This window comes from Bradyrhizobium sp. B097 (assembly GCF_038957035.1).
Classification (GTDB): Bacteria; Pseudomonadota; Alphaproteobacteria; order Rhizobiales; family Xanthobacteraceae; genus Bradyrhizobium.
The window spans coordinates 2,082,028-2,107,752 of the sequence record NZ_CP152412.1 but is presented as its reverse complement, the minus strand read 5'-3'; the positions used below and the strand labels follow the sequence as shown (position 1 = coordinate 2,107,752).

The 25,725-nt window shown below is 63.3% G+C and carries 27 protein-coding genes; 11 read left to right on the top strand and 16 right to left on the bottom strand.

All coding sequences use genetic code 11. The annotated features are described in order from the left end of the window. Positions 1 to 127 precede the first annotated feature (127 nt). Positions 128 to 1,234, bottom strand: a complete 1,107-nt coding sequence (locus AAFG07_RS09735; RefSeq protein ID WP_342727085.1) for an efflux RND transporter periplasmic adaptor subunit — start codon at positions 1,232 to 1,234, stop codon at positions 128 to 130. Positions 1,235 to 1,417: 183 nt separating this feature from the next. On the opposite strand from AAFG07_RS09735, the gene AAFG07_RS09730 reads away from it, so the two are divergent. After that, positions 1,418 to 1,699, top strand: coding sequence for a hypothetical protein (locus tag AAFG07_RS09730; RefSeq protein ID WP_342727084.1), 282 nt, complete (start codon positions 1,418 to 1,420; stop codon positions 1,697 to 1,699). Between the two features lie 107 nt (positions 1,700 to 1,806). Here the strand turns inward: AAFG07_RS09730 and AAFG07_RS09725 are convergent, their stop codons facing one another. The 3 genes from AAFG07_RS09725 to AAFG07_RS09715 all read right to left on the bottom strand — a co-directional run bounded on the left by AAFG07_RS09725 (position 1,807) and on the right by AAFG07_RS09715 (position 4,812). Then, a complete protein-coding gene (locus tag AAFG07_RS09725; protein WP_342727083.1) occupies positions 1,807 to 3,132 on the bottom strand; it encodes an MFS transporter in 1,326 nt (441 codons plus the stop codon). A 168-nt stretch (positions 3,133 to 3,300) separates the two neighbouring features. Then, complete coding sequence (locus AAFG07_RS09720) at positions 3,301 to 4,464, bottom strand: winged helix DNA-binding domain-containing protein (protein WP_342727082.1); 1,164 nt, start codon at positions 4,462 to 4,464, stop codon at positions 3,301 to 3,303. Between the two features lie 105 nt (positions 4,465 to 4,569). Continuing rightward, on the bottom strand, positions 4,570 to 4,812 hold the full coding sequence (locus AAFG07_RS09715) for a hypothetical protein (protein WP_342727081.1): 243 nt from the start codon (positions 4,810 to 4,812) through the stop codon (positions 4,570 to 4,572). 157 nt (positions 4,813 to 4,969) lie between these two features. Between AAFG07_RS09715 and AAFG07_RS09710 the strand changes: the two genes are divergently transcribed. Beyond that, on the top strand, positions 4,970 to 5,602 hold the full coding sequence (locus AAFG07_RS09710; RefSeq protein ID WP_342727080.1) for an OmpA family protein: 633 nt from the start codon (positions 4,970 to 4,972) through the stop codon (positions 5,600 to 5,602). A 154-nt stretch (positions 5,603 to 5,756) separates the two neighbouring features. Here AAFG07_RS09710 and AAFG07_RS09705 read toward each other — a convergent pair whose 3' ends face one another. After that, positions 5,757 to 7,061 (bottom strand): phospholipid carrier-dependent glycosyltransferase, encoded by a 1,305-nt coding sequence (locus tag AAFG07_RS09705; RefSeq protein ID WP_342727079.1) that lies wholly within the window; start codon positions 7,059 to 7,061, stop codon positions 5,757 to 5,759. A 237-nt stretch (positions 7,062 to 7,298) separates the two neighbouring features. On the opposite strand from AAFG07_RS09705, the gene AAFG07_RS09700 reads away from it, so the two are divergent. Together AAFG07_RS09700 and AAFG07_RS09695 are read left to right on the top strand one after the other, a co-directional pair. After that, positions 7,299 to 8,006, top strand: coding sequence for a FecR family protein (locus tag AAFG07_RS09700; RefSeq protein WP_212315645.1), 708 nt, complete (start codon positions 7,299 to 7,301; stop codon positions 8,004 to 8,006). A gap of 2 nt (positions 8,007 to 8,008) precedes the next feature. Further along, positions 8,009 to 9,166 carry a hypothetical protein gene (locus tag AAFG07_RS09695; protein WP_342727078.1) on the top strand — a complete coding sequence of 386 codons (1,158 nt, stop codon included), beginning with the start codon at positions 8,009 to 8,011 and terminating at the stop codon, positions 9,164 to 9,166. Positions 9,167 to 9,232: 66 nt separating this feature from the next. On the opposite strand, the gene AAFG07_RS09690 is transcribed toward AAFG07_RS09695, so the two are convergent. From AAFG07_RS09690 to AAFG07_RS09680, 3 genes are all read right to left on the bottom strand, one after another. Further along, on the bottom strand, positions 9,233 to 9,559 hold the full coding sequence (locus AAFG07_RS09690) for a hypothetical protein (protein ID WP_342727077.1): 327 nt from the start codon (positions 9,557 to 9,559) through the stop codon (positions 9,233 to 9,235). Positions 9,560 to 9,619: 60 nt separating this feature from the next. Continuing rightward, positions 9,620 to 9,943: a hypothetical protein gene (locus tag AAFG07_RS09685; RefSeq protein ID WP_342727076.1), complete on the bottom strand. Its 324-nt coding sequence runs from the start codon at positions 9,941 to 9,943 to the stop codon at positions 9,620 to 9,622. A gap of 115 nt (positions 9,944 to 10,058) precedes the next feature. Further along, on the bottom strand, positions 10,059 to 11,828 hold the full coding sequence (locus tag AAFG07_RS09680) for a glycosyltransferase family 39 protein (RefSeq protein WP_342729104.1): 1,770 nt from the start codon (positions 11,826 to 11,828) through the stop codon (positions 10,059 to 10,061). Positions 11,829 to 12,293: 465 nt separating this feature from the next. On the opposite strand from AAFG07_RS09680, the gene AAFG07_RS09675 reads away from it, so the two are divergent. Together AAFG07_RS09675 and AAFG07_RS09670 are read left to right on the top strand one after the other, a co-directional pair. Next, a complete protein-coding gene (locus tag AAFG07_RS09675; RefSeq protein ID WP_050401724.1) occupies positions 12,294 to 12,965 on the top strand; it encodes a response regulator transcription factor in 672 nt (223 codons plus the stop codon). Continuing rightward, entirely contained in the window at positions 12,965 to 14,410 is a 1,446-nt protein-coding gene (locus AAFG07_RS09670; protein WP_342729103.1) for a HAMP domain-containing sensor histidine kinase, read from the top strand. The genes AAFG07_RS09675 and AAFG07_RS09670 overlap by 1 nt, the downstream gene beginning before the upstream one ends. 77 nt (positions 14,411 to 14,487) lie before the next feature. Here AAFG07_RS09670 and AAFG07_RS09665 read toward each other — a convergent pair whose 3' ends face one another. Both AAFG07_RS09665 and AAFG07_RS09660 read right to left on the bottom strand, forming a co-directional pair. Then, positions 14,488 to 14,922 (bottom strand): VOC family protein, encoded by a 435-nt coding sequence (locus tag AAFG07_RS09665; protein ID WP_212315653.1) that lies wholly within the window; start codon positions 14,920 to 14,922, stop codon positions 14,488 to 14,490. Between the two features lie 104 nt (positions 14,923 to 15,026). Beyond that, on the bottom strand, positions 15,027 to 16,043 hold the full coding sequence (locus AAFG07_RS09660) for an alpha/beta fold hydrolase (RefSeq protein ID WP_342727075.1): 1,017 nt from the start codon (positions 16,041 to 16,043) through the stop codon (positions 15,027 to 15,029). Positions 16,044 to 16,327: 284 nt separating this feature from the next. Here AAFG07_RS09660 and AAFG07_RS09655 point away from each other — a divergent pair, with 284 nt between their 5' ends. Then, positions 16,328 to 17,854: an amidohydrolase family protein gene (locus tag AAFG07_RS09655; protein ID WP_342727073.1), complete on the top strand. Its 1,527-nt coding sequence runs from the start codon at positions 16,328 to 16,330 to the stop codon at positions 17,852 to 17,854. Positions 17,855 to 18,010: 156 nt separating this feature from the next. On the opposite strand, the gene AAFG07_RS09650 is transcribed toward AAFG07_RS09655, so the two are convergent. Both AAFG07_RS09650 and AAFG07_RS09645 read right to left on the bottom strand, forming a co-directional pair. Continuing rightward, positions 18,011 to 18,748 carry an enoyl-CoA hydratase-related protein gene (locus AAFG07_RS09650; RefSeq protein ID WP_342727072.1) on the bottom strand — a complete coding sequence of 246 codons (738 nt, stop codon included), beginning with the start codon at positions 18,746 to 18,748 and terminating at the stop codon, positions 18,011 to 18,013. 54 nt (positions 18,749 to 18,802) lie between these two features. Further along, a complete protein-coding gene (locus AAFG07_RS09645) occupies positions 18,803 to 19,321 on the bottom strand; it encodes a cupin domain-containing protein (RefSeq protein WP_342727071.1) in 519 nt (172 codons plus the stop codon). A 147-nt stretch (positions 19,322 to 19,468) separates the two neighbouring features. Here AAFG07_RS09645 and AAFG07_RS09640 point away from each other — a divergent pair, with 147 nt between their 5' ends. Continuing rightward, complete coding sequence (locus AAFG07_RS09640; RefSeq protein WP_342727070.1) at positions 19,469 to 19,684, top strand: CsbD family protein; 216 nt, start codon at positions 19,469 to 19,471, stop codon at positions 19,682 to 19,684. Between the two features lie 54 nt (positions 19,685 to 19,738). On the opposite strand, the gene AAFG07_RS09635 is transcribed toward AAFG07_RS09640, so the two are convergent. The 3 genes from AAFG07_RS09635 to ggt are packed head-to-tail and all read right to left on the bottom strand — an operon-like array spanning position 19,739 to position 22,853. Next, a complete protein-coding gene (locus AAFG07_RS09635; protein WP_342727069.1) occupies positions 19,739 to 20,728 on the bottom strand; it encodes a D-2-hydroxyacid dehydrogenase family protein in 990 nt (329 codons plus the stop codon). Between the two features lie 45 nt (positions 20,729 to 20,773). After that, positions 20,774 to 21,232 carry an FKBP-type peptidyl-prolyl cis-trans isomerase gene (locus tag AAFG07_RS09630; RefSeq protein ID WP_342727068.1) on the bottom strand — a complete coding sequence of 153 codons (459 nt, stop codon included), beginning with the start codon at positions 21,230 to 21,232 and terminating at the stop codon, positions 20,774 to 20,776. Between the two features lie 34 nt (positions 21,233 to 21,266). Next, entirely contained in the window at positions 21,267 to 22,853 is a 1,587-nt protein-coding gene (ggt, locus tag AAFG07_RS09625; protein ID WP_342727067.1) for a gamma-glutamyltransferase, read from the bottom strand. Positions 22,854 to 23,036: 183 nt separating this feature from the next. Between ggt and AAFG07_RS09620 the strand changes: the two genes are divergently transcribed. Together AAFG07_RS09620 and AAFG07_RS09615 are read left to right on the top strand one after the other, a co-directional pair. Continuing rightward, positions 23,037 to 23,789 (top strand): rhodanese-related sulfurtransferase, encoded by a 753-nt coding sequence (locus AAFG07_RS09620; RefSeq protein ID WP_342727066.1) that lies wholly within the window; start codon positions 23,037 to 23,039, stop codon positions 23,787 to 23,789. After that, on the top strand, positions 23,782 to 23,997 hold the full coding sequence (locus AAFG07_RS09615) for a SlyX family protein (RefSeq protein WP_342727065.1): 216 nt from the start codon (positions 23,782 to 23,784) through the stop codon (positions 23,995 to 23,997). Before AAFG07_RS09620 ends, AAFG07_RS09615 begins: the two co-directional genes overlap by 8 nt. Before the next feature lie 30 nt (positions 23,998 to 24,027). Here the strand turns inward: AAFG07_RS09615 and AAFG07_RS09610 are convergent, their stop codons facing one another. After that, positions 24,028 to 24,915 carry a LysR family transcriptional regulator gene (locus tag AAFG07_RS09610; protein WP_342727064.1) on the bottom strand — a complete coding sequence of 296 codons (888 nt, stop codon included), beginning with the start codon at positions 24,913 to 24,915 and terminating at the stop codon, positions 24,028 to 24,030. Positions 24,916 to 25,310: 395 nt separating this feature from the next. Here AAFG07_RS09610 and AAFG07_RS09605 point away from each other — a divergent pair, with 395 nt between their 5' ends. After that, on the top strand, positions 25,311 to 25,724 hold the full coding sequence (locus AAFG07_RS09605) for a TadE/TadG family type IV pilus assembly protein (protein ID WP_229166077.1): 414 nt from the start codon (positions 25,311 to 25,313) through the stop codon (positions 25,722 to 25,724). Position 25,725 lies beyond the last annotated feature (1 nt).

Below are 25,725 nucleotides of genomic sequence, written 5' to 3'. Positions count from 1 at the left end.
ACTCTCCAAGTCCCTGAACCGATTTCGCTGCACCCGTCATTGCGAGGAGCGTCAGCGACGAAGCAATCCACATTTGTTTTGCGGCGAGATGGATTGCTTCGCTTCGCTCGCAATGACGGACGATTGATTAGAACGACAGCGACGAGACGACCCGGACCTTCTGGCTCGGATCGAGTTTCTGCACGCCGAGGGCGACCACCTTGGCGCCATCGTCGACGCCGCCGGAGATGACGACGTTGTTGCTTTCATAGGCCTTCACCTTGACCGGCTTCAGCGCGATGTCGCCCTTGTCATCGACGATGTAGAGCGAGGGATCGCCGCCCTGGCTGTACAGCGCCGACAGCGGCAGCTTGGCGACCCGTTCGGTCGCCTTGTCGGCCAGGGTCAGCGTCGCGGTCATGCCGAGCGAGACGGCCTCGTCGGCGTCGGGCAGCGAGAACTTCGCGAGATAGGTGCGGGTGGCGGGATCGGCCTGCGGCGCGACCTCACGCAGCTTCGCGGCATAGGTCTTCTTGGCATCCGACCACAGCGTCACCGTGGCAACGCCCGACCTGGCACGAGCGAGAAGCGTCTCGGGGATCGCGACGACAGCTTCCTTCTCGCCAAGTCGGGCGACACGGATCGAAGCCTGGCCCGCGGCAACCACCTGGCCGGGCTCGATCATGGTCGCTGTGACGACACCCCTCGTGTCGGCCACCAGCGTTGCATAGGAGAGGGAATTCTTGGTCAGCTCGACCGAGCGCTCGGCGCGGTTCAGCCGCGCCCGCGCCTCGTCGCCGGCGGCCTTGGCGGAATCGAGCGCCGCATCGGTGGCCCAGCCCTTGGCCTTCAGGTCCTTGGCGCGCTGCTCGGCGGCCCCGGCCTGCGCCAGCACGCCGGTGGCGGCGCGGAATTCCGCCTCCGCCTGCTCGGCCTGCAGCTTCAAATCGACCTCATCGAGGGTGGCCAAGGGCTGGTCGACGTCGACTGTCTGTCCGACCTCGACCAGCCGCTTGGCCACCTTGCCGGCGACCCGAAAGCCCATATCGGCTTCGATACGGGGCTTGATGGTGCCGACAAAGCTGCGCTCGGGCGTTTCGGCCTCGTAATGGACGGTCGCCACCAGAACGGGGCGTCCGGGATCCGCGTTTTCGGCTGCCTTGTCATTGCAGCCGGTCAGCGCGAACACCGCGAAAGCCAGCGTTGCTCCGGTCAAGAGCCTGTAATAGCTCGACAAAACGGAACGAACGAACATCTGAAATCTCCATCAGGCTGACGACTGATGAAGAGTATCGATTTATCACTGATGAATGTCAATATTCGTCATTAGTAACCAATTCGTGAGGACGGGCCGGAATCGGCCTCTTTCGCCCCGATACGTCGACTCTGGCCGCGGCCGTTTACGGTCACGGAAGCAGCGGCATGCGAGGTTGCCGCCATGTCATGGATATTGGCCCTTGGTTACGCAGGCTTCCTGATCTGGTCCGTCGGCCGGGCACGCGAACGCGCGGCTGAGCACGCCACGACGGGAATGCTGCGCTCGCCGCTCTATTGGTCGGGTGCCGGGCTCATCGGCGTTCTGGTCGCGCTCACGCTCTCCGAGCGCTACGCCCTGGCGCAGGGCGGCATCCTGATGTGGACGTGGCTTGCAGCGCTGGGCGTCACGCTGGTTGCGATCTTCTTCGTGCGCCGTTCGCTGAAGTGGCGATACCCGGTCTAGCAGCCAAGAAATGTAGGATGGGTAGAGCGAAGCGAAACCCATCGTCTCGCCTCAGACCATGAACGATGGGTTTCGCTTCGCTCTACCCATCCTACGCAGCCGTTACCCTATTTCGCGCCCGCGAACTCGGTCTTGGTCTCGTGGCTGCCGAGGAAAACCAGCAGGCCGGCCGCGAGCGGCAGCAGCGACAGCACCAGGAGGCCGGTCGACGTGCTGCCGGTCGTCTCCTTCACCCAGCCGATCAGATAGGGCCCGCCGAAACCGGCGAGGTTGCCGATCGAGTTGATCAGCGCGATCGCGCCGGCAGCGGCGGTGCCTGACAGCCAGGCGGTCGGCAGCGTCCAGAACACCGCGAAGGTGCAGAACACGCCGATCGCGGCAACCGTCAGCACGACCATGGTCATGGTCGGATCGGTGATGTAGCTGGAGATGGCGAGCGACAGCGCCGTGAGCAAAAGCGGCGCGCCGACATGAAACACGCGCTCCCGCGTGGCGTCGGAACGGCGCGCCCACAGGATCATCGCGACGGTGCCGAACACATAGGGGATCGCGGTGACGAAGCCGGTCTGCGCGTTGGTGAGACCGAACGCCTTGACGATCTGCGGCAGCCAGAACTGCATGCCATAGAGCGAGGCGACGAAGCCGAAATAGATCGCGCTGAGCGCCAGCACCTTCGGCGAGGACAGCGCCTGGCCGAGCGTGAAGTGCTGCGCCGCCTGCTTGGCCGCGACCTCGGCATCGAGCTTCGCCTTCAGCCAGGCCCTCTGCTCGGCCGAGAGCCAATTGGCCTTCTCCGGCCGGTCGGTGAGATAGAACCAGGTGACGATGCCGAGCAGCACCGAGGGGATGCCCTCGATCACGAACAGCCACTGCCAGCCCTTCAGCCCCATCACGCCGTCGAGCCCGAGCAACAGGCCGGAGATCGGGGCGCCGATCACGGTCGAAATCGGCACGGCAAGCGCGAAGGCGGCGAGGAAGCGCGCGCGATACTCGGCCGGGTACCAGTAAGTGAGATAGAGGATGATGCCGGGGAAGAAGCCGGCCTCGGCGACACCGAGGAAGAAGCGCAACGCATAGAAGCTGTGCTCGTCATAGACTGCCGCCATCAACGCCGAGAGGATGCCCCAGCTCACCATGATGCGGGCGATCCACTTGCTGGCGCCGAATCGCTCCAGCGCCAGATTGCTCGGCACCTCGAAAATGAAATAGCCGATGAAGAAGATGCCGGCGCCGAACGAGAACACCACCGGCGAGAACTTCAGCTCCGCATTCATTTGCAGCGCGGCGAACGAGAGATTGACGCGATCGAGGTAGGAGAAGAAGTAGGCCAGGATCAGGAACGGGATCAGCCGCCAGGAGATCGCGCGGATTGTGGACGTCTCGACCTCGCTGCGGGCTCCGCGATCGGGCGCGACGGTTGCGGACTGGCTCATCTGTTCCCCCCAAGGCTATCTTGCCCTGAGGATTATTGGGTAGCCCCGCATTGGGCAATGGCAAAAACTCATAGCACACAGGCCAGACGGAAGCCCGGGCAGCGCCCCGCCGGCCATCCCTGTCATTGCGAGCCAACGGGTCGCAATGACGAATGGAGAAAGCCAGCCCTACTCGGCCAGCTGGAAGCGCTCGAAGCGGTCGAGCTCCTCCTCGATGCGGTGCTTCAGCTCCTTGCGCGCCGCCTGCTTCTTGCCGTTGCCGACCCAGCTCCATTTCTGCATCAGCAGCTTCCGGTTCTGCCGGTCGGTCTTCAGGTCGAGGGCGGCAACGATATCGTCGCCGACCAACACCGGCAGCGCGAAATAGCCGAACAGGCGCTTCTCCTTCGGCACATAGGCCTCGAATCTGTGGCCGTAGCCGAAGAACAGCTCGGTGCGCTTGCGCTGGATGATCAGCGGATCGAACGGCGAGAGGATGTGAACCAGGGCAGGATCACCCTCGCCGGTCTCCTCCAGCACTTCGGGCCGCGCCCAATGCTCCTGCTTGCCGGCGCCATCGAGCGCGATCCGGACCAGCTCCTTGCGGCGCACCCTCGCCTCGATCAGGGCGCGCACCGCCTTCTTGCTCGGCGCGTCCAGATGGCAGATCGAGTCCAGGCTGACGATGCCCTGTGAGCGCAACGCGCGGTCGAGCAGATAGGCGATCCGCGACGAGGCCGGTGCGGGCTTCGGCGGCTTGTCCCAGCCGAAATGCCTGGCCATCAGCTCGTAGGTCTTCAGCATGCCGGCGCGCTCGCTGATCGTGACCACGCCGCCATAGAAGGCGAGTTGCAGCGCGCGCTTGGAGGGTTTCCGGCTCTGCCAGAGATGCTCCTTCTCGGTCAGCACATCGTCCTCGATGTCGCGGATGGTCAGCGGACCGGCTCGCAGCAGCCGCAGCACCTTGCGGGTATCCGACGGCGTCACCGACGAGAACCATTTGTGGCCCTCGCGCTTATGCGCCTTCATCGCCGGCAGGAAGATGTTGATGTCCTTGGACGGCACGTAGGACAGCGCGTGCGTCCAGTACTCGAACACGCTCTTGTCCTGGCTCTGCGCCTGCTTGAGGTCGGCGCGGCGGTAGTCCGGAATCCGCGTGAACAGGATGTGGTGGTGGCAGCGCTCGATCACGTTGATGGTGTCGATCTGCACATAGCCGAGATGATCGACGGCGGCCGCCACGGCTGACGCCCCCTCCCCGAACGGCGCCGTCGTATCGAGCCGTTGCGCGCGCAGCCAGATATGGCGGGCGGCGGCATTGTTCAGGGATAAGGGTTCGGCGGCGCGGGGCATTGCCCAGGCAATGTAGTGAGATTCGCGGAGCTGTGGAGTGCCACGCGGCGCAAATCAGCCGCGCATGATCATCGGCGCCTGGACGTGTGGGGCGCTTCGGACCGGCTACTGCGATCCAACGGCCCGCCGCAACCAGGGAACGTCCGCCATCGCCGCCGCGAGCGCTGCCTTTTCCTCATGGAAAACCCGGGACGAATGACCGCCAACCGGAAACCAACCGCGGCCATCCTCCACGTCCCGGCGATATTCCTCGAAGCCGATGGTCCCTTCCGGGCGAACGAAGATATCGACACAGCGCGAAGCACCTTCGTCATTGATCGAACGGAGGACGCGATTGACGTGGGCCAAGATGTTCTCCTCTCCGTCGCCGGCCCCTGCCCGGCACGGGCCCCGGGACACTCATCCGTGATCTAGATCACATTCCCGGATTTGAACCGGTCCTAGGTTCCCAGCATCAAAACGACAACAGCCGGATTGGCTGGCCTGATATTTAAGGACCAAAACCATGACCCGCTCTCGTTCCCTGTCTCTTTTGACGATCGGCGCTGCGCTGTCGATGACGGCGGGCGTCGCACTGGCCGGCAGCGATACCGTTCCGGCCGCCCAGATCCTCAATGCGCTGAAGCCGAAGTCGGCCACCCGCGGCCTCTCCGCCGGCACGCAGGTCGACCCGGCCGCTTCGGCCAAGGAAGCGAGCTTCCTCAACACCGTTCGCAACCGGCAGACCCGCTCGCTGTCATTGGGCGAACGCCAGGAGATCGCCGACATCGCCGCCAACAAACCGAAGATCGATCTGGAAATTCACTTCGACTACAACTCGGCTGAGATCGCCAAGGGCTCGACCCAGGCGGTGCAGGAGCTCGGCAAGGCGCTGTCGGACGCCAGCATGAAGGGCACGACCTTCGTCGTCGCCGGCCACACCGATGCGATCGGCAGCGAGGCCTATAACCAGGATCTCTCGGAGCGCCGCGCCGACACCATCAAGAACTATCTGGTCGAGCATTACGGCCTGAACGGCTCTGATCTCGTGACCGTCGGCTATGGCAAGACCCGGCCGAAGGATCCGAGCGCGCCGATGGACCCGACCAACCGTCGCGTGCAGGTCGTCAACATGGATACCAAGACGGCGTCGCAGTAATCTCGCGCAGCCTGGAGCTTTGGTTCAGATTGAACCGAAGCTCCGCCTTTCACCTGAACGCGTTTTCTTCACGCGAACCGGCGTCCACTTCGCTCGAAAACGCTATGGAGCCGCTTGCCACGCCCGGCAGGCGGATCGCTTGTCTCTGAGAGATTCAAATCCAGCTCTGGAACAGCATCAGCCGGTTGAAGGTCGCCATCGACGTCCCGATGGCGGCAACCGTGATCGGCAGCATCGCGATGAAGCCTGCGCATCCGACGGCCACGAAGGCCCACAACAGCCAGCGCGGCGCCCCTTTTCGCGTCAATGCGTAGACCAGCACGAAGCTCGCGGTAATCGCTGCCGGCAGGTAGTAATAGATGAAACCGAGCGTGCGCGGCAGCAGCGCCCAGGCGAGATAGGGGCCGAGATAGAACGCCAGCACGAGAAACGCATCGCGGCTGCGGGTCACGATCCAGTCGCGCAGCGCGACGATCAGCGCGATCAACGCCGGCCACAATATCAGCGGGTTGCCGAGAAACACGATCGCGGCGAACCTGTCATCGCCGGCCTTCTCGAACAGATACCAGACCGGACGCACCAGGAACGGCCAGGACGGCCATGAGCTCATATAGGTGTGGCCAGCGATCGCGGTCGTGGTGTTGTCGGCAAAGATACGGCGTTGTGCCTCGACGAGGTCGGTGAACGAGAAGCCGTAGACCGGCACGAAGCTCGCGAGATAGACGGCCGACGGGATCAGCACGAAACAGGCGATGAAGTGGGGAAGACGGAAATCCGGCCACAGGTCCGGCCGGTACCAGTCCTCCGCATTGGCCTCAGCGAAGCGCGTGCGCCAGCCTTGCATCAGGCGGATCACCGCCACGATCGCGATGCAGGTCGCGAGCACGAACAACCCGCTCCATTTGCAGGCACAGGCAAGCCCTGCGAATACGCCCGTGAGCGCGAACGCAGACTGCGGCCGCTTCTGCCTGAAGCCGTGGATGAAGGCGGCGATCGCGAACAGACAGAAGGCGAGCGCGAAAATATCCAGCATCGCGATCCGCGACTGCACGAACAGCATCTGGTTGAAGAAGGCGAGCAGCACGGCCGCGATGGCGCGCTCCTGCGAGGCGAACAGCACGAGGGCGCCGAGATAGACGGCGATCAGCGCGAGCGCGCCGAACAGCGCAGCGGGATAGCGCCATCCGAGCGGCACGTCGCCGAATGCCTTGATCGACAGCGCGATGATCTCCTTGGCGAGCGGCGGATGCATCGGGTTGAGGATCGGGCCCCCGATCACCGGCAACAGCATCTGGCGCGCCGCCGGCACGTAATGCACCTCATCGAAATAGAGCTTGTCCGGCGTGGTGATCCCGAGCAGCAGCACGACATGGGCGACGACGAAGATGATGGCCGCGACGATCGCCGTGCGCGCGACCGGACGCCGCAGAACAGAAGGAGATTCGGATGCGATGATCAAAGGGCGAGCACGCTGCGAGGGGAACCAGTGTGAGCGAAGTGTGAGCTACGACGACCGCGAGTGTGATGTATGTGACGAGTGTGATCAAATCTCACGTTGATGTCCGCAGCCGCGAGCATTTTCGAATCCATCGACACTCAGCATTCGGCGCAACTCAACACGGCTTGTGACAATTATACAATATCAGCTGCGTCGGCGATCCGGTACGATGAGAGGGTTAAGTCGATTGGTATTGCAATGAATTCGCGCCACAGCTTTTTCTCCCTCCTTGCACTCGGTCTTGCGGTCGCACTGACGGCTCATCCCGTTCAGGCGCAAACCCGCGTCGGCGAAGCGGCGATGGTGAAGAACGAGGTCGTCCGCGTTGCGGCCGCGACCACACCGATCAATGTCGGCGACGCGCTGCTGCGCGACGAGACGGTACGCACCGGCCTCGAGAGCGCCGCGCGGCTGGTGATGGCCGACAGCACCAACCTGTCGCTTGGACCGAACGCCTCGCTCAAGCTCGATCGCACCGTGTTCGACGACGAGCATCACTATCGCGATGTTGCGATCCGCCTGACGTCGGGAGCGTTTCGCTTCGTCACCGGCCACTCCAACAAGGCCGCCTACACGATCACGACGCCGCTCGCGACCATCGGCGTTCGCGGCACGGTGCTCGACATCCTGTCGCAACGCGGCAAGACCACCGTGGTGTTGCAGGAAGGCGCATCGACGGTGTGTACGTCGAACCGGCAATGCATCGACCTGACGCAGCCCGGCGACACCGCGATCATCACCTCGAGCGGCGGCCGCACCACGATCCAGAAGACCAACAATCCGCCATGGACCTTCGCCGCGACCTGCACCCAGGCCGCGGGCCTCTGCACCGTCACCCAATTCGCGGATGCCTCGCCGGTGACGCCGCCGGTCGACGACCCGACCGGCATGCTGTGCGGACGGTGAGCATGCTACGGCGCATCCATCATTTGATCCTGTCGGCGGCGCTGACAATGACGCTGTCGCTCGCGATGCTCCATGCGCTGGCTGCGCCGGCCGAGGCGCAGTCTCCGACGCCGAACTGCACCTCGAATCCCGATTCGTTTTCGTCGAACTGTACATCGACCCCCACGCCGACGCCGACACCGACTGCCACACCATCGCCAACGCCGACACCTACGCCTGTGCCCACGCCGACACCCACGCCCAGCCCGTCGCCGACACCGATCACCGGCGCGCCGTCGAGCGGCAGTTCGATCAACAACCTCGCCGACCAGCGCTTCAACCAGATGATCACCAACCGCGTGCTCGGATCGGTGCTGCTCGGCGTCAACGAGCAGGTCAATTGCGACGACTGCATCAGCGCCTTCGGCTCCGCCGGCTCGTTCTCGGCCGGCATCCATGGCCGCAAGACCATTACGCCGAACTTGTCGCTGCTCGCCGGCATCGCCTACACGCAGTATGGCGAGGGCGGCTACAACGTCACCAGCGCGCCGATCGGCGCGTTCGCGCTGCGCTACGACTTCGTCGACTGGGGCTCGTCGCGGCCGTTCTTCGATATTGGCACCATCCTCTCGCCGTCGGAGAAGGTGCGCTACACCCGCAGCTACGCGACCAGTCTCGGCCCGGTGTCGGTCACCGGCGAGACCTCGAGCGAGAATTACGGCGTCTATGGGCGCGCGGGCTGGATCAACCGGCTGTCGGCGCGCGACGAGGTCGCGGCTTCGGTCGAGGTCTGGCAGCTCTGGCAGCGCGTCAAGGGCTATAGCGATCCTGCAATTGCCTTCAATCCGTTCGATGCGACCATCGCCGACGGCACCGATCGCACCAGCCTGGTCAAGATCGGCGGCCAGTGGACGCATCTGTTCGGATCGAACATCGAAACCAACATCAATGGCGGCTGGGTGCAATCCTTCGCCACCCATTCCGGCATCGTCGCCACCGTCACCGGCGATGGCACCATCGTGCCGACCATCGGCAACCAGGGCTGGTTCGAATATGGCGGCCGCGTCGGCTTCCGCATCACCAAGGGCTGGATCGCCGACCTCTTCCTCAACGGCACCGCCGGACCGCAGCCGGTCGGCAACACGCTTCACGGCGGCGTCGGGCTGCGGATCAGTTATTAGGACCGGGGCCGCTCGTTCGGACCCGCACGGTCGAGCGACCGGATCAGCGACGACGCTGATCTCCATTCAATCGTGGTCCCAATAGCCGTCCGAGTAGCCTTCCCGGTACCCGGATCGATAGCCGTAATCATATCCGCCCGGATATTCGTCGCCGTATTCGTACACGTGACGATAGTGGACGACAGGGGCCGGCGAATAATAGTGCCTCTCGTAGACATAGGCTGGAGCCGCACTGGCAGCCATGGTGGAGCCCAACAGCGTGCCGACGGCCAAGCCGCCGACGATGCCCAAAGCCACCGCATCTCCCCGCCGGCCACCTGCCGTGGCTTCCGTCGACGCAAGACATCCCGCAGCGATCACCGCCATGGTGGCAAAAACAGCTACTCGTTTCATTGAAGCGTATCCTTGTTCGCGTTCAACGACCGCGCCTTGGCAGCGATCGACAGAGGCCCTCTAGAACGTAACGAGCTCCTTGAGCTCGCTCCTGACGAATCGCGGCACAACCCGTCGGGCCACGAAATCATTCCAATCCTTGAACTTTGACTTTGCTCTCGCCTCCGTGATCGCAGTGACGCCGCGCACGCTGAGATGCGGAAGCTTCACCAGCTCGCTGACAGGAGCGGTGTTGAGGTTGATCTTGTCGGCGCGACTGATCGATGGCCGTGTTGCGGTTGCCGGGTGAGTTGAACCGGTCGTTGATGGAGATGTCTGCGCGACCGCGGTGGCACCGATGACTCCGCAAACGCCGAGGCTGATGCAAACCAACCTGATAAGCATGGACCGCTATCCTTCGTGATACGACGCCCTTGACCCCGCCGCCGATAAAGCGGGAGCCGATTACCGCAAGATTACGGGTGCGATCATCACGGCGGCATTCCGGGAACAAGCCTGATCAACGCAGCACGACGAAGAGCCTTATGGCTCGCTGATCCACGAGCATGTTGGCTCCTGGATCGTTCGTCTGCGGCGCATTTCCCGGCGGCTGATTTTCCGGCAGCGCGACATCCGGCTCCGCGCGTGGCGGCGGATCTGCTTGCGGAGAGACATATCCTCCGCCCTGACCGGCATCATTGACGAGGCTTGACGGTGCATCGTCCGGCTCACGAAGCGGTGCCACCAGGAATGCAACGAGGTTTCGCTTGATGCCTGGAATTCCGAACAGGCTCGATTGAACGGAAAACTCGCGTTTGACATGGCTTCCGGCGTGAGCTGCCATTCGCCCGGTCCATTCAAGGCAATCGTCCTGATCATCGAAACAGAGCGCCGCCCAGCCGCGCTCCGGCGTCACCTCGCGAGGCAATGCCAATGAATATTGGTAGGCGAAAGGGTCGCCATAATGCGGGTGATCGGCGCTGTAGAAGGCCACCGCAACCCCAAGGCTATCGTTGCCGCCGACGATCGACAGCGGCGTGCCCATCTGCTCGTGCCACAGCCGGGTGAGTTTGTCTGCCGCCTGGTGATAGACGTTTCGCCCTTCCTCATAGCCGTAGCTGTTGCGGTAGAGCGCATGGGCTGGGGCCGCCATCACGGCGGCAACGATTGCTATTCCGGCAACCAGCAGCGCTGCATTGACCGTGTAGAACCGCTCGATCGGATAACGCGTGCTGCACACGACCGGCACCGCGAGCAGGAACAATCCCTGAAGCGCCCATAGCGACGGCAAGTCGGTGCCGAGCAAGATGGACGTGATGAAAGGAAGAGCGATCGTGCCGATCGCGACGTGGCCGATGAGCTTCAGGTTGGGGTCCGCCGCCGCGAGATCGCGCGGAAGCCGCTTGATTCGATACCCGGCGATCATCGCCCACGTCACGGCGGACACACTCGTCGCCGCAGCAAGGCCCAACAGGAAATTGACGGCATCCGGCAGCGACGCAGGAAAACCGGCCCCCACATGCGTCGCGGCATAATGGATGGGCTCGGCGCCTGTCGTGGCCAGCCAGTGCAGATGCGGAGATAGCGCAATCAGCCCGACGGCAGTGGATATCCAGGGCGAACTGGACGTGAAATAGGCTCGTCGCGAGGGATGGATGATTGCCGACAACACGAAGCTGGCGATCAGGAAGATGGAGTAATACTTGCCCAGCATTGCAAGCGACGCCGTGATACCCGCAGCAATCGCCCAGAGCGGCGCCCTCGTTTCAAAGGCGCGCAGGAAGCAGTAGGTTGCAAGCGGCCAGACCGCGAGCAACACGGCGTTGGCGTTGAAGCGCTGCGCGTGAAACTGGTATGCCGGGGTCAGCATCAGCAGCAGCAGCACGATCAGGCGCTTGTGCCCGGTCACAAACCTTCTTGCGATGAGATCGACGAACCATAAAGCCAACGCCGCATTGGTCATCGCCATCAGCTGCAACGACCAGTCGGTCAGCGGAAAGACCGAGGTCCACGCGCCGGTCGTCCACCCCATCAACGGCGGATGCTTGGGATAACCCCATGCGAAATGCCTGCCATACGTCCAGGTCTCCAGCACGTCCGGATGCAGGCCGGCGCCGTGATAGGCCACCGACAGATACACCGTCCAGATGCCGACGAAGCAGGCGAGCAGCAGCGGCACCGACCACCCTGCCTCTATTCCCTCCAACCATCGATTGAACGGACGGCGCCATGACGCCGGGCTGCGATCCGACCGCTTGGCCATCGCTGAGAACGCAAAATCGACCGGCATATGTTCGGAAGCCTGGGGACGGAGATCGGAGAGCGCGATGCGAGCCGCGTTGTCCGCCATGCTTTTCACAGTGACCATTACGACAGCCTGACGTGGCTCCGTTCACGCCTCCCGACCTATTCTTGCGCGCGCCGACGCGCCGTCATTCACCGGTCATGTTGATCGACGCCTCTGGCGGGGACATCGCTGAGAGGGGATGCGCATGCGAAAGCTCGCTCGCTGTCATGACGCTGATCGGCCCTGGAGCGCTGATGTGCGCGGCACCCCTGATTGAGTCTTTCGGACGAGCCCCCATCAGGTGTCGATCCGATCACCGCGGCCGTTCGAGAATGCCTCCAGAGTCACAAGGAAAAGACCAATCACATCAACGCATTCGTGTGGACACCGCGGTTTTCTTCCCGGCCGTAATCTTATTGTAATCCGTCCGTAATGATAGAAACAATTGTTCACACTTGGGAGAATGCGGTGCGAGTTCTGGTCGTGGAGGATGACCCTCAGCTTGGGCCATGGCTGCGGGATACCTTGGCTACGGCCTTCGGCGCATCCGACATGGTCACGACGCTTGAAGAGGGGCGCGCCGCAGTCGCCGTGCGAAGCTTTGAACTCGTGGTGATCGACCGTGGACTGCCGGATGGCGACGGTCTGGCCTTGCTGCGCGACCTGAAGCAGCAGAAGCCCAGCCCCGCGACGATCGTGCTGACGGCGCTTGATGACCCCCTCGATATTGCGCGCGCCCTCGACGACGGGGCGGACGACTACGTGGCCAAGCCATTCGAACCGATCGAGCTGATCGCGCGGGCCAAGGCGGTGCTGCGCCGTCTCTTTCTCGATAGAGGGGCGATCGTTCGCATCGGCAATCTGAGCTACGACGTCCTCAATCGCGAGGTCTGCGTCGATCACGCGCCCATTGTTGTCCCGCGGCGTGAACTGGCGATTCTGGAAGCGATGGTCCGGCGCATTGGACGCGTCGTCCTGCGCGAGACCCTTGAAGTTGCCGCTTACAGCTTTGATGACGAGATTCAATCAAACGCGATCGAGGCTCACGTTTCGCGGCTGCGCCGGCGCCTCCGCGCGGCCAATTGCAAGGTCGTCATCAAACCGGTCCGTGGCCTCGGATATCTCTTGAGTGGCGAATGATGATTTTGAAGTGGCAAAGGCTCAAGCGTGTCCATCGCTCGATCGCGGTGCTGTCCGCGACGCTGATCGGCGCCGTGACGACCATCATGCTGCTCTGCGCGGCAGCCTTGCTGATCCGATTTGGCGGCGACGATGACGGCACCTGGGCCGCCGCCGACGTCGCCGATGCATTGAAGGAAGCCGTCATCCGCAACGAGACCGGGCAGCTGGCGCTCAAGCGGACGTCGAGGCTGGACGAGATCACCCGCAATTTCCCGACATTCTGGTATGTCGTGTCCGACAAGAGTGGAGAGGTCAGCTACGGCCCGATCCCGAAGTGGCGTCCGCAAAAGACTCAGACATCGCGTGACGGGACGAGTTTCCTCGCCTACGCGTTCGACGGCGAAACCACCAATCTGAAGAAGATGTCGGCCGTCAGAAACACGCCCGTGGGCGAGGTGTGGATTGAAACCGGTGGCGTGGCCTACACGGCCGCGCAACTGACGACCGGAATGCTCACCGATGCGACGATTGTCGCGCTCCCCATCATCCTGGTCCTGGCGGCGACGGCGTTTACCGCGATGGTTTTCGTGCCGACGCTCATCGCGCGCCCCGTCCGGGCCGTCGCGGCGGCCGCCGAGATGATCGATGGGGTCTCGGATGGCCGCCGACTGCCGGAACAAGATGCACCGGCCGAACTCTTGCCTCTGGTCGCGGCTTTCAATCGCGCGCTATCGCGAATAGACGTCGCGTCGAAATCGCAACGAAATTTCCTGTCGAATGCGGCACACGAACTCCGCACGCCCTTGACCAATGCGCGCACCATACTCGAGCAGGTCGAGGACGCTCCGTTGCGTGCCAGGCTGATCGCCGAGAACCAGAAGCTGTCGTCGATCGTCACCATGCTGCTCCAGCTCGCGCGCATCTCCGCGGAACCTGCCGAACTGATCGAGATGGATCTTGCGGCGCTGGCGCGCAGGGTTGCGGCCGAACACGTGCCGATGGCGTTGAAGAACGGAAGCGACGTCGAGTTCACCGAGCCTCGTCACCCGGTCTGGGTGCGCGGCTCGGAAACCGCGATCGCCGTCGCGCTCTCGAACCTGATCCGAAACGCCGTGACGCATGGCGGCGCCGGTGGCTCCGTCCTCATCGAGGTCGGAGCACCGGCGCGGTTGAGCGTTATCGACTACGGATCGGGGCTCCAACTCGGTCAGCCCGAATTGCTGCTTGAGCCCTTCAAGCGCGGCAACACCCGCGCGGAAGGAACGGGGCTAGGGCTTTCGATCGTCTCCCAGGTGATGACCACCCACGGCGGCACCGTTTCCCTCTGCGAGACGCCTGGAGGCGGCACCACGGTCGAACTGAACTTTCCGGTCCCAGGCTGCCGGCAAGCCGACCTGCCACAGGGGAGAAAAGCCGTCCAGGCCATGACCGAAGTCCGGCCGGACGGCATCTCCGCAGCCTGAAGTGCTGTCTCAATCCGTCAGGCGGATTGCCAACTGTCGCTTATGGTCGGCTTCGAACGCCTGCATGGCGCGGCGGCTCACGCGGTGGCTGCAGACTGCGCCTTCATCGCGGCCTCGACATCCATCCACATCACCTCCCAGATGTGACCATCGGGATCCTCGAAGCTGCGGCCGTACATGAAGCCGTAATCCTGCTGCGGCGACGGATCGGCGGTGCCGCCCGCGCCCTTCGCCCTGGTCACATAGCTGTCAACGGCCTCGCGGCTCTCGGCGGAGAGGCAGATCAGCACCTCGCTCGTGGTCCTGGCATCGGCGATTGCCTTCGGCGTGAACTGCCGGAACTTGTCGTGTGTCAGCAACATGACGTGGATGGTCTCGGAGATCACCATGCCGGAGGCGGTGTCGTCGGAGAATTGCGGATTTTTCGTCGCGCCGATCGCCTCGTAAAAGGCGGTGGCACGGGCGAGATTGCTGACCGGCAGGTTGACGAAGATCATTGTCGGCTTGGCCATGAAAGGCGCTCCTTTTTGCGGGTTGTGCCCCGAGGACGAACCGCATAGCCGGATCCCGACATCGCCGCGCAGATTTTTCTTGCGGCGTCCTGCCGCAGGCGGCTTCAGGTTACGATCGGCGTCGGCATGGTCAGAAATGCCCGTGTCACATGCCAGAACAGCTCACGATTGATGGCCAGCGCCACCGAATGGGCGGTGCCGGGCAGGATGATGAACTGCCGGTCGCCATTCGGCAGCTTGTTGAAGAACTCCTCGAGATCGGGGACCGCCGCGATCCCGTCATATTCGCCGCGGACCAACAGCACCGGCGCAAGCACCTTCTCCGGATGCACCACCGGCAGATTGGCGGTCATGTCGAGATAGGTGCCGGTCGGGATCTGGTCGCCGAACTGCATCTCGACATCGGCCAGGGCTTCCATCACGGCGGGGTCCGACGTGCCTGGCCTGTCGCGGGTCGCGATCGAGCGGATCATGTCGCGGTCGCGTTTGCGCATGTTGTGGCTACGATAATACGCCAGTTGCTCGGCGCGCTTGGCCAGTGTCGGCGAGCCCTCGCCCTTGTAGGTGAAGGCGGCGAACACCAGGCGGTCGATGCGCTCGGGCGCGGCCATCGCGAAGGCACCTGCCCGCAGCGCGCCGGAGGATTCACCGATGAAGTGATATCGCTTCTCGCCGGTCTCGCGCGCGATCACCTCGACCGCGGCCTTCAGGTCCTCGACGCCGCTTGCGATATCCGCATTGCCCGAGGTGCGGCCCGACTTGCCGTAGTTCTCGTGATCCATGGTCCAGCAATCGAAGCCGTAGCGCGCAAAGACATTGAGCAGCGAATACTCGCCCTTGCCGGGCACCGTGAGGTCGAACACCCTCGACGTCACCGACGAGCCGTGGACGAAGAACGCCACGGGCCGCGCCGGCTCGCCCGGTTTGGGCGCGCCGATCCGCTTGCGGAACATCCACAGCGGGATGTCACCCTTCTTCGCCCAATATTCGTTGCTCCATATTTCTCCCTCGGCAGGAACGGCGGTCGCGGCCTGCGCCGGCGCTGCGCCGAGCACACCGGCTGCCGTCGCAACGCCGATACCCTTGATGATGGTGCGCCGCGAATGGTCTGCTGGCGTCATGGTTCGCCTCCCCTCTGAGCGATGGGGCTTCGTTCGGCCCCTCGGGTTTTGCACGACGTTAGCATCCACAACCGTCATTGCGAGCGCAAGCGAAGCAATCCATGGCGCCGCTTGCATCAAGAGTATGGATTGCTTCGTCGCTTACGCTCCTCGCAATGACAGCAAATGCAGCGCACGATTTTGTGAACGCGGTTTCCGGCAATCGGCGCGGACGATGGACGGACTTGGTCCTAGTCTCCGCCGCGTTCCGACCGGAAAAATCCGGCGCGATGCGGGAGCGAAGAATGAGCAGCAATCTCACCGACGAAGAACTTGCCGCCTTGATGCCCTCCGAACTGTGCCAGTACCAGACGCCGATCCCGACCCAGATCGTCTCCAGCGACGAGTTCTATCCCGACCCGCAGAACGAACGGCAGCGCGAGGTCGAGGCACGTCTGCTGGCGATGGCCGACGATCTCGGCGGCAAACAGGGTCTCGATCGCCGAAAATTCTTCCAGACCGCGGCCGGCATGGCCGCTTCCTTTGTCGCGATGAACCAGGTCTATGGCCCGTTGTTCGACGTCACGCCGGCCGAGGCCGCAACGCCTGCGATGGCGCAGGAGCGCGCCAACGGATTGAAAGACCAGTTCATCATGGACATGCACACGCATTTCCTGCGCGACGACACCCGCATCATGGGTTTTGTGGAAATGCGCAAGGCGGTCGGCAAGGCCGGCTGGAACAAGGAGCTCAACGTTCACGAGCAGACCATCGAGGATCTGAAGTTCAACAACTACAAGAAGGAGATGTTTCTCGATTCCGACACCAAGATCGCGCTGATCTCCTCGGCGCCGTCGGACATCGAGCAGGACTGGTTCCTGACCAACGAGCAGATGGCCGATGCGCGCAAGCAGATGAACGACGAGGCCGGCTCGCGCCGCGTGTTCTGCCACGCGATCTTCACGCCCGGCCAGCCCGGCTGGCTCGACAAGCTCGATGCTGCGCTGGCCTTGAAGCCGGAATCCTGCAAGGGCTACACGATCGGCGACAACACCCACAAGGAGATCAGCCGCTATCCCTGGCGGCTGGACGACGAGAAGGTCGCCTACAAGGGTTATGAGAAGATGGTCAAGGCGGGCATCAAGAATGTCTGCGTGCACAAGGGACTGTTTCCCCCCGGGATCGAGAAGCAGTATCCGAATTTGCGCGGCTTCGCCGACGTTGCCGACGTCGGCAAGGCGGCCAAGGACTGGCCGCAGCTCAACTTCGTCATCTACCACTCGGCCTATCGCCATGTCGGTGGCGATCCCAAGGTCGCGCTGGCCGAATTCGAGCGCACCGGCCGGATCGCCTGGACCTCCGACCTCGCCGACATCCCGGCGCAATACGGCGTCAACAATGTCTACGGCGACGTCGGGCAATTGTTCGCGACCACGCTGGTCGCCGAGCCCAATGTCTGCGCCGCGCTGATGGGCACCCTGATCAAGGGCCTCGGCGTCGACCACGTCTGCTGGGGCACCGACGCGCTGTGGACCGGCGCGCCGCAATGGCAGATCGAGGGCCTGCGGCGGCTGGAAATCCCCGAAGTGATGCAGAAGAAGTTCGGCTATGCGCCGCTTGGACCCGCCGATGGACCGGTGAAGACGGCTATCTTCGGCGACAACAATGCCCGGCTCTACAACATCCAGCCGAAGCGCGCGATGCTCGACATCAAGGGTGATCGCTTTGCGATGATGAAGGCGCAGTACGAGAAGGCCGGCGTAGAGCCGTCGAACACGCGTTACGGCTATGTGGTGCCGAACGGGGCGATCGATCACCGGGTGTTTGCTTGAACCAGTCGTTCCGGGGGGACGCGCAAGCGTCGAGCCCGGAATCCATTTGGCCGCATATTGTGTGGTGGGATGGATTCCGGGCTCTCGCTTCGCGAGCCCTCAGGTGCGCTATTGCGCACCGGGGAATGACGAAAACAGCGAGAACGCCCTCTCGCCCTACTTTCCCGTAAACTTCGGCTTCCGCTTCTCGGCGAAGGCCTTCACGCCCTCCTTGAGATCCTCGCTGTCCCTGACCTCATCGAGCAGCCGCCGCGCGTCGGCGACTGTTTCAAGGGGGCCCTTCGGCATCGCCTCGCGGGCCAGCTTCTTCAACGCGCGGACCACCAGCGGTGCATTGCCGGCGATCTTCGCAGCCATTTCCTGCGCCAGCGCGAGGTGCTGACCTTTCGGCGCGACCTTGTTGACGAAACCGATCTGGAAGGCGCGTTCCGCCGACATCTCGTCGCCGACCAACAGAAACTCCATCGCGATCTTGTGCGGCATCCGCGCCATCACCGATGAGACGCCGCCCGCGGTGGTGCCGATCTTTCCCTCGGGGTAGATGAAGCGCGTCGTCTCCGACGCCACACACAGATCGGCCATCTGGACCAGCACGAAGGCGCCACCCACGACCCAGCCGGATGTCGCGGCAATCACCGGCTTGTCCAGTTCGACGCCGAGGCCAGGCACGGCGTGCCACATGTTGGCGGGGAGATCACCAACATCGGCGCCGACTGAGAAATACCTTTCCTCCGACGAAGCCAGCACCGCGACACGATCGTCGCTGTCCCGAAACCGCAGCCAAGCGTCACGCAGCTCGGTACACAACGCGTTGTTGAGCGCATTGTGCTTATCGTTGCGTTCCATCGTGATGGTCGCAATGTGGTCGGCGCTCTCGTAACGAACGAGCGTCATGCTGGCCTCCCTGCTTTTGTTGTTATTGTCTTTCGTCGCGGCTGCGCCGCGACGTTATTTCTTCTCGTCGGGATGCCGGTGCACCGGATCGACCCAGAGCACGTTCTCCGGCTTCTCGACCGGCTCGATGTCGAGATTAATCGCAACCGCCTCGCCGTCGGAACGCACCAGCACGCATTCCAGCACCTCGTCGGGACTGGCGTTGATCTCCTGGTGCGGCACGTAGGGCGGCACGAAGATGAAATCGCCGGGACCGGCCTCGGCAGTGAACTGCAGCTTCTCGCCCCAGCGCATCCGCGCCTTGCCCTTCACGACATAAATGATGCTTTCGAGATGGCCGTGATGATGCGCGCCGGTCTTGGCGTCCGGCTTGATGCTGACGGTGCCGGCCCACAATTTCTGCGCGCCGACCCGGGCGAAGTTGATCGCGGCCTTGCGGTCCATGCCGGCGGTCGACGGCACATTCGGATCGAGCTGGTTACCCGGAATCACCCGGACGCCGTCGTGCTTCCAGCGCTCGTCGTCGTGATGGTGATGATCTTGGGAATGGGTGTGATCGTGGGAACCGCTCATCGTTCTTGCTTTCGTTGGTCAAGTTTCGTGGCCTGGAACGCTACCGAAAAGCACCCCCGCAGGCGAGCGCAAAATCGGAACATTGCCAAATCGGAACATCGCCATGTGCCGGCGCGTTGTGTCAGCGTATTCTGAAGGAGTAATTTCATGGGTAGCACGACCGACAGGGTCAAGGGCACGGCCAACGAGGCAATCGGCAGGTTCAAGCGGCGTCTTGGCAAGGTCACCGGTTCTCCGGCGATGCAGGGCAGAGGCGCGATCCTGGAAGCCAAGGGCAAGGGACAGAAGGCACTCGGCGGCGTCAAGAGGATCGTCAGACATGCCGTCAGCAGAGTGACCGCCGCGGCTCACTGGACCCGCTGAACGAGAGATGAGACGGCCGGCCCATCGAGCCGCCGTTCAAGCATGAGCGACTGGTCAGCCGCGGGGGCGCGGATGTGCCAGCACATCCGGATTGACGACATTGGTCGGCGTACCGGCGGCGTAGGCCACGACCTGATCGAAGATGTCGGTGAACTGGATTTCGTACTCGTCGCGCGAGACGTAGCCGAGATGCGGCGTGCAGACCACATTGTCCATGTTGAGCAGCGGATCCGACGTGTCGCGCAGCGGCTCCTTCTCGTAGACGTCGATCGCGGCCATGCCGGGCCGGCCGGCGCGCAGCGCGTTGACCAGTGCGCCCGGCTCGATCAGCGGCGCGCGGCTGGTGTTGACGATCAGCGCGGTGTCTTTCATTCGCGCGAGGTCTTCCGCCTTGACGATGCCGCGCGTGGCGTCGACCAGCCGCATATGCAGCGACAGCACGTCGCAGCGGGCAAAGAAATCGGCCTTGCTGGCGGCGGTCTCATAACCATCGGCGCGCGCCTTCGCCAGCGCCGCCTCGCGCGCCCAGACCAGCACGTTCATGCCGAACGCTTTGCCATAGCCCGCGACCACGGCACCGATGCGCCCATAGCCGTAGATGCCGAGTGTCTTGCCGCGCAACGTATGGCCGACGCCGATCTGCCATTTGCCGGCCTTCAGCGCCGCCATCTGTTGCGGGATCGCGCGCATCGCCGCGAGGATCAGGCCCCAGGTGAATTCGGCGGTGGCATAGGACGGCGTATCGGCGTGCTGGCCCGACGACACGATGATGCCGAGCCGCGTGCAGGTGTCGATGTCGATATGCGGATAGACGCTGCGCTGGCTGATCAGCCTCAATTTCGGCAGCCGTTCAAGCAGCGGGGTGCGGATCAGGGTGCGTTCGCGGATCAGCACCAGCGCATCGGTGTCGCGCAGCCGTTCGGCGAGCGCATCGACGTCCTGGACATGATCGTTCCAGATCGTGACGTCGTAGCCGTCGAGCTTGCGGAAGCAATCGAGGGTGCGCAGCGTGTCGAAATAATCGTCGAGGATCGAAATCTTCATCGCTGCGCCCTCTTGTTACGGGCCGGTTACTTGACGGCCATCCGGTTATTTTACGCCAAGCAGTTCGACGTCGAACATCAGCGTGGCATTCGGCGGGATCACGCCGCCGGCGCCGCGCGCGCCATAGCCGAGGTTCGGCGGGATGATCAGCGTGCGCTTGCCGCCGACCTTCATGGTGGCGACACCCTCGTCCCAGCCCTTGATCACGTGGCCCTGGCCGATCGGAAACTCGAACGGCTCGTTGCGGTCGACGGAGGAGTCGAATTTCTTGCCCTTCTGGCCGTTTTCGTAGAGCCAGCCGGTATAGTGCATGACGCAGGTCTGGCCGGTCTTCGGCGAGGCGCCGGTGCCGACCTTGCTGTCGATGATCTGAAGGCCTGAAGCTGTGGTCATGGGCTTTCCTGCGGTTTGGGCCATTGCCGTCCTGCCGGCAATGGACGTGGAGACTGCCGCCGCAAGGCCGGCGAATGCAGTCGTGATGATCGTGCGTCGTGAAGAGTGCATCTGGGACGTCCTTCCTTGATTGATGTTGATCCGATCAGTAGCCGAGCGCGCAGCCGTCCTTGCGCGGATCGGAGCCGCCGGTCAGCGTGCCCTTCTCCCAATCGATCCAGATGCCCTGGCCGCCGCCGAGCGGCGCGACCACGCTGGTGGTCTTGTGGCCGATCTTCTTCAGGCCTTCGACGATCTCCGCCGGCACGCTGTGCTCGAGCTGGTAGACGCCCTCGTAATGCAGGCCGCGCGGCATGTCGATCGCCTCCTGAATGTCGCAGCCATAGTCGAGCATGTTGGTCAGCACGCGGGTCTGGCCGACCGGCTGATACTGCCCGCCCATGACGCCATACGGCATCACCGCGCGGCCGTTTTTTGTGGCTAGCGCCGGGATGATGGTGTGCAGCGGACGCTTGCCCGGCGCGATGCAGTTCGGATGGCCGGGCTGGATGCGGAATCCGCCGGCGCGGTTCTGCAGCAGGACGCCGGTCTTGTTGGAGACGATCGCCGAGCCGAACGAGTGCGCGATCGAGTTGATGAAGGAGCAGACGTTGCGGTCCTTGTCGACCACCGTGATGTAGACGGTCGAGGGATTCATCGGCGGCGCGACGTTCGGCAATTCGAGCAGCCGGTCCATCCGGATGTTCCTGATGTGCTCGTCGGCGAACTCCTTGGAGAGGATACCGGCGACATCGACATGGGCGTGCTGGGGATCGCCGATGTACTGCTCGCGCATCATGTAGGCGATGCGTGCCGCCTCGGCCTCGAGGTGGAAGCGCTCGATGCTGAGCGGCTTGAACTTGGTCAGGTCGAAGCGCGACAGGATGTTGAGCATGACCAGCATGGTGATGCCGGGGCCGTTCGGCGGGCACTGCCAGACGTCATAGCCCTTGTACATCGTGCCGATCGGCGAGGTCGTCTCGGTCGAATGCGCCGCAAAGTCCTCCAGCGTATGCAGGCCGCCGATACCGCGCAGCGTGTCGACCATGTCGGCGGCGATCTCGCCGCTATAGAAGGCGTCGCGACCCTTTTGCGCGATCGCGCGCAGCGTCTTGCCGAGTTCGGGCTGGCGGATCACGTCGCCGGCGACCGCAGGCTTGCCGTGCGGCAGCAGATAGCGCTCGGTGTTGGTGCCGTTCTTCAGCTTCTCAAAACCGTTCTTCCAGTCGAAGGCGATGCGCGGAGCGACGACATAGCCCTCCTCGGCGGCCTTGATCGCGGGCTGCAGCAGCCGGTCGAAGCCGAACTTGCCATGATCCCTGAGGATCACGTCCCAGGCGTCGATCGCGCCGGGAATGCTGACGGCATGCGCCGAGGTCAGCGGCACCGAATGGATCTTGCGTTCGAGATACCACTCGGCGGTGGCCGCCATCGGCGCCCGGCCGCTGCCATTATAGGCCGTGATCTTGCCCTCGCCCTTCGGCTGGATCAGCGCAAAGCAGTCGCCGCCGATGCCGGTCGATTGCGGCTCGATGACACCGAGCAGCGCGCAGGCCGCAACCGCAGCGTCCGCGGCGGTGCCGCCCGCGCGCATCACGTCGATGGCCACCAGCGCCGCTTCCGGATGCGACGTTGCGACCATCGCGTTCTGGGCGTGGACCGTGGAACGGCCGGCGAAGTGGAAATTCCTCATAACGGAGAGCTCGCTTGATCGTGAGGGTCTGATGCTGCTGCGGCGGGTGGATGCCAAGGGAATGCGACGTACATGGCACATTCATCCCTGGCAGGGCAATGCATGGTATGCCAGAGGAATTATCCCGATAATGCATGGCTTTGCGGGGTTTCGCCGGTCTGGCTGGCCTGATAAACCCCGGCCATGCCCCTCAAGGTCGCCGCCTTCTACCAGTTCGCCGCGCTGCCCGACTTCCGCGCATTGCGCGAGCCGCTGCGCGCGCTCTGCACCAACCTTGATCTCAAGGGCAGCGTGCTGCTCGCACATGAGGGCATCAACGGCACCATCGCCGGCAGCGACGAAGCCGTCGATGGCTTCGTCGCGGAGCTTAAGGACGGGCCGCTGTTCGGCGGCCGCCTCGACAATCTCGAGCTGAAATTCTCCGAAGCCGCGCAGATGCCGTTCCAGCGGCTCAAGGTGCGGCTGAAGAAGGAGATCGTGACGCTCGGCGACACCACGGTCGATCCGACGCGGCAGGTCGGCACCTATGTCGACGCCGTCGACTGGAACGAGCTCATCGCCTCGCCTGACGTCATGGTGCTCGACACCCGCAACGCGTTCGAGGTCGCGATGGGCAGTTTCGAAGGCGCGGTCGATCCCAAGATCGCGAGCTTCGGACAATTCAAGGAATTCGCCGCGCGGCAGCTCGATCCCGCGAAGCACCGCAGGATTGCAATGTTCTGCACCGGCGGCATCCGCTGCGAGAAGGCGAGCGCCTATCTGCTCGCGCAAGGCTTCAGCGAGGTCTATCACCTCAAGGGCGGCATCCTGAAATATCTCGAGGAAACGCCGCGGCAGGACAGCCGCTGGCGCGGCGACTGTTTTGTGTTCGACGAACGGGTCGCGCTCGGCCACGGCCTGCGTGAACGTGAACGCGAGGACGCCGTGCATGAATGACGCGGCAAAGCTGAACGAACGGATCGATGCGCTGGAGGTCCGCCTGACCTACCAGGATGAAGCCATCGAGACGCTGAACCAGACCATCACGGCACAATGGAAGCAGATCGACGCGCTGACGCGCCAGCTCGCCGAGCTGCGCGACCGGCTTCAGGAGGCCGAACGCCAGGCGCCGGGCCCCGCCAACGAGCGCCCACCGCACTACTGATCGGTGCCGCCGGAGCCCGGCGGCGCCGGATTACATGTTGCTCACCTGACGCATCGGCTTCGCGCCGCTGAAGAACAGGCTGGACAACCGCTGCACCATCGCCGTTGCGCGGCTTCCCTCGAGGCCCGGGCGAACACACAGCATGCGCTTCTGCAGCGGAAGCTCCGGCAGATAATAGTCCTTCGCCGAAATCAGCGAGGACGGGATCATCCGCTCGGGGCACGCCGTCAGGCCGTATCCGGCCCGTGCGGCTTCGAGTCGCAGCTGATGGTTCGGGCTCCTGAACACGATCTTGTACGAGATGTTGTGCTTGGTGAGCGTCCGGATCATCCAGTCGTCACCCGGCCACGCCAGGATCGGGATCGGGGCGCCCGGCCGCAGAACAAAATCGCGTGATCGCACCCATACCGAGCGCTCGTCGGCCTCGGCGGCGATCGTCACCTCGTCTTCGTTCTCCAGCGAAGGGTTGCTGTAGACGAAGGCGATGTCGATGTAGCCGTCGATCAATCCTCTGATGACGATCGGCGACATGTCGGCGTGAACCAGCACGTCGGCGAGTGCGTCGGCCGGATGCAGCTTGAGGAATTCGTCGGCGAGCATCGTGCTCATTCCGAGCCGCAACGGCTGCGGTCCTTCGTGATTGCCGCCGAGCCGAAGCAGTTGGTCGTTCGCTTCGAGGATTCGCCTTGCCTGCTGCACGGCAACCTTGCCGAGCTCCGTCGTCGTGGTGCCGTTCGCCGTTCTGACGAAGAGCGCACCGCCGACCAGGCTCTGCAGTCGCTTGACCTGCGAACTGATCGCCGGCTGACTGAGGCCGAGACGCTCGCCGGCCTTCGATAGACTTCCCGTCTCCGCAATCGCAACGACGGTGCGAACGATCTCTGTAGGAATATTCAAATGCTGACGTGGTCTGTGCATCGCGAGCCCTCCAATCTCAGCACGGGACGCAATTACGTTCTCCAGTATGTGATTCAGCTATACTAACATTTGGTTGCACTTTCGTTTAGTTTCAATTTGTCGCGACGGCGCCGTGAATGCAGGTCATATGTATTGTTACGTGCATTGCCACGTAGTGCTACGGTATCGGACGACTGCATCTGCACGCGCATGCAGCACCTCAACACAATCAGACCCCGGGTTTCTGCGGACACGGCATCAAAAATCCTGATCGCCCCATAACGTGTCGCCCACCCAATAAGTTTGAACGCTGCCATTCATCTGAATTGACGTCACTGATTCGCGGAAGCGTTTTCATAGTTTTCCTTAATCAAAGCCTCGCAACGTGGCGCCCTGTTTGCGTTTCGAGGTGTGCCATGACCAGGTTATTTCGCTGTCGAAGCGGCGCTTCTGCTGTCGAATTTGCGCTGATGCTGCCGCTGTTTCTCGCCTTCATTTTCGGCATCATTGTATTCGGTTCGTATCTCGCGATGGTGCATGGCGTCCAGCAACTCGCCGCCGAAGCGGCGCGGTCGTCGATCGCCGGAATGACCGACACTGAACGCAACAGCCTCGCGACGAGCTACGTCACCGCCAACGCCTCGACCTATCCGCTGCTCGTCGCCAGCAATCTCACCGTCAATGCCGCACCATCCCCATTGAACGCCAACGTCTACGTCGTGACGGTCAACTACAACGCGGCCGGCAACTTCATCTACAAGCTGCCTTTCGTCCCCGCTCCGGCGAGCACCATCGTCCGCTCCGCGGCGATCCAGTACGGGGGATTCTAGC

What these genes read in the sequence shown, in the direction of transcription:
- AAFG07_RS09735 (WP_342727085.1), bottom strand. Translation starts at nt 1,234, where the DNA reads ATGTTCGTTCGTTCCGTTTTGTCGAGCTATTACAGGCTCTTGACCGGA.
- AAFG07_RS09730 (WP_342727084.1), top strand. Translation starts at nt 1,418, where the DNA reads ATGTCATGGATATTGGCCCTTGGTTACGCAGGCTTCCTGATCTGGTCC.
- AAFG07_RS09725 (WP_342727083.1), bottom strand. Translation starts at nt 3,132, where the DNA reads ATGAGCCAGTCCGCAACCGTCGCGCCCGATCGCGGAGCCCGCAGCGAG.
- AAFG07_RS09720 (WP_342727082.1), bottom strand. Translation starts at nt 4,464, where the DNA reads ATGCCCCGCGCCGCCGAACCCTTATCCCTGAACAATGCCGCCGCCCGC.
- AAFG07_RS09710 (WP_342727080.1), top strand. Translation starts at nt 4,970, where the DNA reads ATGACCCGCTCTCGTTCCCTGTCTCTTTTGACGATCGGCGCTGCGCTG.
- AAFG07_RS09700 (WP_212315645.1), top strand. Translation starts at nt 7,299, where the DNA reads ATGAATTCGCGCCACAGCTTTTTCTCCCTCCTTGCACTCGGTCTTGCG.
- AAFG07_RS09695 (WP_342727078.1), top strand. Translation starts at nt 8,009, where the DNA reads ATGCTACGGCGCATCCATCATTTGATCCTGTCGGCGGCGCTGACAATG.
- AAFG07_RS09690 (WP_342727077.1), bottom strand. Translation starts at nt 9,559, where the DNA reads ATGAAACGAGTAGCTGTTTTTGCCACCATGGCGGTGATCGCTGCGGGA.
- AAFG07_RS09685 (WP_342727076.1), bottom strand. Translation starts at nt 9,943, where the DNA reads ATGCTTATCAGGTTGGTTTGCATCAGCCTCGGCGTTTGCGGAGTCATC.
- AAFG07_RS09680 (WP_342729104.1), bottom strand. Translation starts at nt 11,828, where the DNA reads ATGCCGGTCGATTTTGCGTTCTCAGCGATGGCCAAGCGGTCGGATCGC.
- AAFG07_RS09670 (WP_342729103.1), top strand. Translation starts at nt 12,965, where the DNA reads ATGATTTTGAAGTGGCAAAGGCTCAAGCGTGTCCATCGCTCGATCGCG.
- AAFG07_RS09665 (WP_212315653.1), bottom strand. Translation starts at nt 14,922, where the DNA reads ATGGCCAAGCCGACAATGATCTTCGTCAACCTGCCGGTCAGCAATCTC.
- AAFG07_RS09660 (WP_342727075.1), bottom strand. Translation starts at nt 16,043, where the DNA reads ATGACGCCAGCAGACCATTCGCGGCGCACCATCATCAAGGGTATCGGC.
- AAFG07_RS09655 (WP_342727073.1), top strand. Translation starts at nt 16,328, where the DNA reads ATGAGCAGCAATCTCACCGACGAAGAACTTGCCGCCTTGATGCCCTCC.
- AAFG07_RS09650 (WP_342727072.1), bottom strand. Translation starts at nt 18,748, where the DNA reads ATGACGCTCGTTCGTTACGAGAGCGCCGACCACATTGCGACCATCACG.
- AAFG07_RS09645 (WP_342727071.1), bottom strand. Translation starts at nt 19,321, where the DNA reads ATGAGCGGTTCCCACGATCACACCCATTCCCAAGATCATCACCATCAC.
- AAFG07_RS09640 (WP_342727070.1), top strand. Translation starts at nt 19,469, where the DNA reads ATGGGTAGCACGACCGACAGGGTCAAGGGCACGGCCAACGAGGCAATC.
- AAFG07_RS09635 (WP_342727069.1), bottom strand. Translation starts at nt 20,728, where the DNA reads ATGAAGATTTCGATCCTCGACGATTATTTCGACACGCTGCGCACCCTC.
- AAFG07_RS09630 (WP_342727068.1), bottom strand. Translation starts at nt 21,232, where the DNA reads ATGCACTCTTCACGACGCACGATCATCACGACTGCATTCGCCGGCCTT.
- ggt (WP_342727067.1), bottom strand. Translation starts at nt 22,853, where the DNA reads ATGAGGAATTTCCACTTCGCCGGCCGTTCCACGGTCCACGCCCAGAAC.
- AAFG07_RS09620 (WP_342727066.1), top strand. Translation starts at nt 23,037, where the DNA reads ATGCCCCTCAAGGTCGCCGCCTTCTACCAGTTCGCCGCGCTGCCCGAC.
- AAFG07_RS09615 (WP_342727065.1), top strand. Translation starts at nt 23,782, where the DNA reads ATGAATGACGCGGCAAAGCTGAACGAACGGATCGATGCGCTGGAGGTC.
- AAFG07_RS09610 (WP_342727064.1), bottom strand. Translation starts at nt 24,915, where the DNA reads ATGCACAGACCACGTCAGCATTTGAATATTCCTACAGAGATCGTTCGC.
- AAFG07_RS09605 (WP_229166077.1), top strand. Translation starts at nt 25,311, where the DNA reads ATGACCAGGTTATTTCGCTGTCGAAGCGGCGCTTCTGCTGTCGAATTT.